Source organism: Desulfosarcina cetonica JCM 12296 (assembly GCF_001311845.1).
Classification (GTDB): Bacteria; Desulfobacterota; Desulfobacteria; order Desulfobacterales; family Desulfosarcinaceae; genus Desulfosarcina; species Desulfosarcina cetonica.
Genome location: NZ_BBCC01000304.1, coordinates 1 through 4,572 on the forward strand (window position 1 = coordinate 1; position 4,572 = coordinate 4,572).

General features: G+C 57.9%; 4 protein-coding genes and 2 pseudogenes. All 6 read right to left on the bottom strand.

The window, feature by feature from the left end; genetic code table 11:
* Positions 1-43 precede the first annotated feature (43 nt).
* Positions 44-496 (bottom strand): complex I 24 kDa subunit family protein, encoded by a 453-nt coding sequence (locus tag JCM12296_RS32510; protein WP_054701843.1) that lies wholly within the window; start codon positions 494-496, stop codon positions 44-46.
* 59 nt (positions 497-555) lie between these two features.
* Complete coding sequence (locus tag JCM12296_RS51675; protein WP_479690894.1) at positions 556-888, bottom strand: ArsR family transcriptional regulator; 333 nt, start codon at positions 886-888, stop codon at positions 556-558.
* 51 nt (positions 889-939) lie between these two features.
* Positions 940-1,260, bottom strand: a pseudogene (locus tag JCM12296_RS51680) (hydrogenase iron-sulfur subunit); the annotation flags it as partial.
* Positions 1,261-1,349: 89 nt separating this feature from the next.
* Positions 1,350-3,998: an FAD-dependent oxidoreductase gene (locus tag JCM12296_RS32520; protein WP_246805231.1), complete on the bottom strand. Its 2,649-nt coding sequence runs from the start codon at positions 3,996-3,998 to the stop codon at positions 1,350-1,352.
* A gap of 100 nt (positions 3,999-4,098) precedes the next feature.
* Positions 4,099-4,260: pseudogene (locus JCM12296_RS51685) on the bottom strand (hypothetical protein); the annotation flags it as partial.
* Positions 4,261-4,491: an FAD-dependent oxidoreductase gene (locus JCM12296_RS51690; RefSeq protein ID WP_246805233.1), complete on the bottom strand. Its 231-nt coding sequence runs from the start codon at positions 4,489-4,491 to the stop codon at positions 4,261-4,263.
* Between the last annotated feature and the right edge of the window lie 81 nt (positions 4,492-4,572).

Sequence of the window (4,572 nt, forward strand, 5' to 3'; positions counted from 1 at the left end):
CGTCCAATTCAGCGGGTGAGTTAATCAGCGGCATATTTTTATCCTACTCATAATGTTTTAACACGTCTGCGGTCTCGCCTGGCGTCATCTTGCCATGCGTCTTCCCATCGATTTCCACCACCGGTCCCAGGGCGCAGCAACCGAGGCAGTTGACCGTCTCCAAGCTGAACTTGAGGTCCAGGTCGGTTTCGCCGGGTTGGATGCCGGTGAGGTCCTCCACTGTTTCCAGCACCCGGGCGGCCCCACGCACATGGCAGGCCGTGCCCATGCAGATGTGAACGCCATGCCGACCTTTGGGTACCAGGCTGAACGCCTTGTAGAAGGTCGCGATATGCTGCACGCGGGTTAAGGGAACTTCAAGGCGCTGGCTGACGCGTTCCAGTGCCTCCTTGGGCAGCCAGTTGTTTTCGCTCTGTATCTGCAGGAGCACCTGAATGAGCGAGCTGGGCTCACCACCATGTTGGTCAATGATCTGATCGATTTTCTCGTTATCCATAGCGCCTTTCCTAATCCTGTTCCTGCCTTCCCCCTTGGTTTACGGGCTCATCCCATCCTTCAGGCCAGGGCGTAACACTTCTGCTCCACGTCGTACCTGACGAACCCGTATCGGGACGAGTTGTTGATGTGCCTTGAGACTTCAGATGGATTCAGCCCTAAGGATGCGGCAATTTCACCGGTGGAAAGGGCTTTCTCCTTCAATAAGGCCGTGATTTGACTGATGGCCATCTTGCTGACGATCAATTCATCGAATAGCGCATTGAACTGATCGCTGGTGTAAAACGCCTCGTAAGCCGCTTTCGATTTTTGCGGTATGCGCATGCGCTCCCGTTCCACCAGGCGGATATAGGGAACGATCTTTTGGGCGGCTTCGAGTTTCAGCTTGAGCATCTTGGCATCGGCTTCCTCCCCGTCCCCCTTGCCCAGGGGGCCGATGGCCTTTACCGCCTCGCTGAATGCGTCGGTGACCTCGGCCAAAAGGTTACCGTCCGCGCCGGACATGAACTGAAGCTTCAGGCGTTCGGGGTTGAGGCCGATGGTTGCCAGGATTTTCTTGGCAATGTAAACATTGGCCAGGGCATCATAGTTACCGTGGGTGACATAATTGCATTCGTCCAGTTTGCAGCCTCCGACGAACACGCCGTCCTGGCCGTTGACGAAGGCTCTCAGGATGAACTCCAGGTCGACACGACCGGAACACATCACACGGATCAATCTCATTTCATTGGCATATTGTAGTCTGGAAACTCCAGCCAGGTCCGCAGCCCCGTACGCTCACCAATGACAGACAAAACCCAGCAGTTTCGGTTTGAATTCGATCGCAGCGCTCATTTGCGTGACCTCCCTTTTGGTTAAACCGGCTCCATGGCCGCATCGATCTGCTTGATGATCTCCTCGGCGGTGATCGCGGCATCGATCTGGCCGTGTAAAGCCTCGTTGGTGAAGTGCTTCAGGACGATGGCGTTGGTCGGGCACTTGGCGTTGCAGAGCCCGTCGCCCTTGCAGAGCACCGGATTGACCCAGGCTTTTCTGCCCAGTGGCGTTTCGCGGAACGAGATGGCGTCGTAGGTGCAGGCGGTAATGCAGGCGCCGCAGGAGATGCAGTCGTTGTCATTGACTTCACAAACCGCGCCCGAGGCCACCACCGTATCCCTGGAGAGTAGGGTGACCACCCGGCCGGCAGCGCCATAAGCCTGATTGATCGATTCCTGGATATGTTTGGGGTAGTGGGCCGTGCCGCACAGGTAGACACCGTCGGTGGCGAACTCCACCGGTTTGAGCTTGACGTGCGCTTCCTTATAGAAACCGTCCGGGCTCAGGGTGACCTTGAACAGGCCGGCAATCTCGTTGGTGGATTCGGCTGGCACCACGGCGGCGGCCAGGGCCAGAAGATCTGCATCCAGTTCCAGGCCATGGCCCAGGATCGGATCGGCCACGCTCACCTTGATGACCGCCTTGCCTTCCTCGTCGGTGCCCGTTTCCACCTGGGGCGGATTTTCCGGCGTGTAGCGGATGAAGCGCACGCCCTTGTCCGCGGCCTCGCGGTAGTAATCCTCGCGCAGCCCGTAGGTGCGCACGTCCCGGAAGAGGATGTCGATGTCGATATCCGGATTGAGCGCCTTGAGCTGCAGGGCGTTTTTGATGGAATGGCTGCAGCACACCCGGCTGCAGTAGTTGCGATCCTCGTTGCGACAGCCGACGCACTGGATCATCACCACGCGATCGGCATTTTGTACCGCTTCGACATTATCGGCGATCATCTCGCCCAGCTCCACATGGGTGACCACCTGGTCGCTTTCGTTGTAGAGATATTCGGTGGGCTGATAGACTTCCGCGCCGATGGCGATCACGGCCGCGCCGTGCATGATCTGGTGGATGCCACGCTCGGACTTGACCGTGGTGACGAAGTTGCCGATGTAGCCGGAGACATCCTGGATGGTGGCGTCATGGCTGACGTAGATCCGCGGATTCTGGTAAACCGCCTTGATCAGATCGTTCAGATGCGCGGCCACATCCATTCCCTCAATGGTTTTATGCAGCCGGCGGGCCATGCCCCCCAGTTCCTTGCTCTTTTCCACCAGATGGACATCAAATCCCTGGGCGGCAATGGAGAGCGCACAGGTCATGCCGGCGATTCCGCCGCCGACCACCAGGGCGGCCTTGTTGACCGGCAGATCGAACTCCTGCAGGGGCTGCAATTGGGCGGCGCGGGCCACGGACATGCGGATGATGTCCTTGGCTTTTTTGGTGGCATCTTCCTTCTGCTTGGAATGCACCCAGGAGCAATGCTCGCGGATGTTGGCCATGTCCAGATAATACTGATTGAGGCCGGCCTCGCGCAGGGTGTCACGGAAAAGCGGTTCCAGGGTGCGCGGCGAGCAGGCGGCGATCACCACCCGGTTGAGACCTTTTTCCTTGGCGATGTCGGTGATCTCCTGGGCCGAGTTGGTGGCGCAGGAAAAGAGTTGCTGCTTGGCATAGACCACGTTGGGCAGGGTCAGCGCGTAATCCACGGCCGAGGTGACATCCACCACGCTGGAGATGTTGGCACCGCAGTGGCAGACGAAAACGCCCAAGCGCGGCGCCTGCTGGGAAACATCCCGTTCCGGCGGATAGACCCGCTCCTGGGCCAGCTTGCCGCGTCGGTAGTTGAGCATTTCGCCGCACTGGGAACCGGCCGCGCTGGCGGTGAAGACCGATTCGGGGATATCCGTGGGGCCCTGGAAGGCACCGCTGACGAAAACCCCCGGCCGGCTGGTGGCCATGGGATTGGTCTCGATGGTCTTATTGAATCCGTGATCACTCAGGGCGATGCCGAATTTTTCCGCCAGGGCCTTGTTGTTCCGGGGAGGATTGAGCCCGACGGAAAGTACCACCATGTCGAACTCCTCTTCCTTGACGCCGTCCTCGTCCGTGGCATAGCGGATGACCACGTTCTTGGTGTCCGGGATTTCCCGGGCAATGGACACGTAGCTGCGGATGAAACGCACCCCGGGCAGGTTCTCGGTGCGCTGGAAATAACGCTCGAAATCCTTGCCGTAGGCGCGAATATCATTATGGAAAATGGTGCATTCGCATTCCGGTTCGTGGTCCTTGGTCAGGATGACCTGCTTTTGGGTGTACGTGCAGCAGACCCCCGAACAATAGCTGTTCTCTTCGGGCGTTACCCGGCGGGATCCCACACACTGGATCCAGGCAACCTTCTTGGGATGCCGATTGTCCGATGCGCGCTGGACCTCGCCCTGGTAGGGGCCCGTCGAGGAGAGCAGGCGTTCGTAGTCCATGCTGGTCACCACGTTTTCAAACACTCCATAGCGATATTCTTCCCGGACCGATGGGTCGAAAGGCTCGATCCCCGAAGAGAGAATCACCGCGCCGACCGAGAGCTGATACTCCTCGGCGGTCTGCGTCAGATCGATGGCGTCCGCCTGGCAGACACTTTGGCAGATCAGGCACTTTTTTCTCCTTAAGGTACAGACAGCTCTGATCGATGTAGGCAACCAGCGGAACTGCCTGGGAGAAATAGACATGCACGGCCTTGTTGCGCGATATTTGCTGATTGAATTCGTCCGGATATTCCACCGGGCAGTATTTGACGCAGGTTCCACAACCTGTGCACTTATCCTCTAAAATGTAGCGGGGTTGCTTTTCCAGGGTGACCTTGAAATTACCCGCTTCACCGTTAATGTGTTTGACTTCCGTCAGTGTCAGAACTTCAATGTTGGGATGCCGGCCGACCTCGACCAGTTTCGGTGAAAGAATTCACATGGAGCAGTCGTTGGTCGGGAACGTCTTGTCCAGCCTGGCCATGTGGCCGCCGATGCTGGGGGCTTTTTCGACCAAATAGACCCTGAAGCCCGCCGTGGCCAGATCGAGGGAGGCCTGGATGCCACTCACCCCGCCGCCGACGACCATCACGTCGCCAAAATCCAAGTTTCCGGCTTTCCCGGAGATCTGTTCGAGTATCTCCTTCGGCAATACATCGTTTGACATGGTATATCCCCTTCGTAAGTGTTAGGGCTTGTGATTGATGCTTAGATCACTTCCTGGACGATTTCGGTGATATCCTTGACT

Excerpts from the sequence above, each read along its gene's own strand:
- JCM12296_RS32510 (WP_054701843.1), bottom strand. The coding sequence starts at position 496 with ATGGATAACGAGAAAATCGATCAGATCATTGACCAACATGGTGGTGAG.
- JCM12296_RS51675 (WP_479690894.1), bottom strand. The coding sequence starts at position 888 with ATGCTCAAGCTGAAACTCGAAGCCGCCCAAAAGATCGTTCCCTATATC.
- JCM12296_RS51690 (WP_246805233.1), bottom strand. The coding sequence starts at position 4,491 with ATGTCAAACGATGTATTGCCGAAGGAGATACTCGAACAGATCTCCGGG.